Source organism: Candidatus Protofrankia californiensis (assembly GCF_900634765.1).
Classification (GTDB): Bacteria; Actinomycetota; Actinomycetes; order Frankiales; family Frankiaceae; genus Protofrankia; species Protofrankia californiensis.
The window spans coordinates 1,067-1,896 of sequence record NZ_CAAAFT010000436.1; the positions used below are offsets into that span (position 1 = coordinate 1,067).

Genomic DNA, 830 nt, shown 5'->3' on the forward strand with positions numbered 1-830 from the left:
CGTCTGGCCCGCCTGCACGATCTGGCCGCCGCCCTCGACGCGGTCAACCGGGCCCGCGACGCGCGTGACCGTGTTCTCGGTGTCCTCGGCGCTCCCAACGCTCTCGGCGCTCCCGGCGCCACGCCGTCGGGCAGCCCGCTGGGCATCGCGCTCACCAGCACCCGGGCATGCCGGGATCTTGCCGCTGCCATCGAGGACGTCCGGCTGCGCCAACGCGCCGCCGCCGCCACCGAGAATCTCAGCCGCATCCACAGCCGCTATGTGACAGCGGTCAGGACCCAGGCGAGCGCACCAGAGCTGACCGTCCTCGCGGACGCGCTGGCCAACCGCGACGTCACGGCCTACGAGGCCGCTCGCGTCGCGCTCGAGGCGGCCGGTGCCGAGCGGGACGCGGAGATGCGCTGTGTCGCGTTGCTGGAGCGTGTCCGGGCCGCACATCCGGGCCTGGCGGTGGCCCTGTTGGAAGGCGTGGCCCCAGACCCGGCGAGCCCGGCAAACCCGGTGAACGCACGTACGGTGGGTACGGTCGGCGGTGCCGAGGCGGCAACCGGGAACCGTCCAGGCAATGCGGACGCGGCGCGGTGGGACCGCCGGATCGCGTCCTTCACCGAGGCATGGGCGTGGGCCTGCGCAGCGACCTGGCTGGAGCGCTCGCGTACAGCATCCGGTGAAGCCGACGTCGAGGCCGAGCTCGACGCGGCCGAGGATGCCCTCGCCGCCGCCACCGCCGAGCTCGCCGGCGCGCTCGCCTGGAAGCACTGCCTGGAACGGATGGGCGCCGAGCAGTCCGCGGCGCTGCGCTCCTACGCCGACGCGGTCGCCGCGGGCGG

Annotated in this window: 1 pseudogene; it reads left to right on the plus strand. The window is 74.7% G+C overall.

The annotated features are described in order from the left end of the window. Positions 1-830, plus strand: a pseudogene (locus DD1DGNOD_RS30105) (AAA domain-containing protein); the annotation flags it as partial.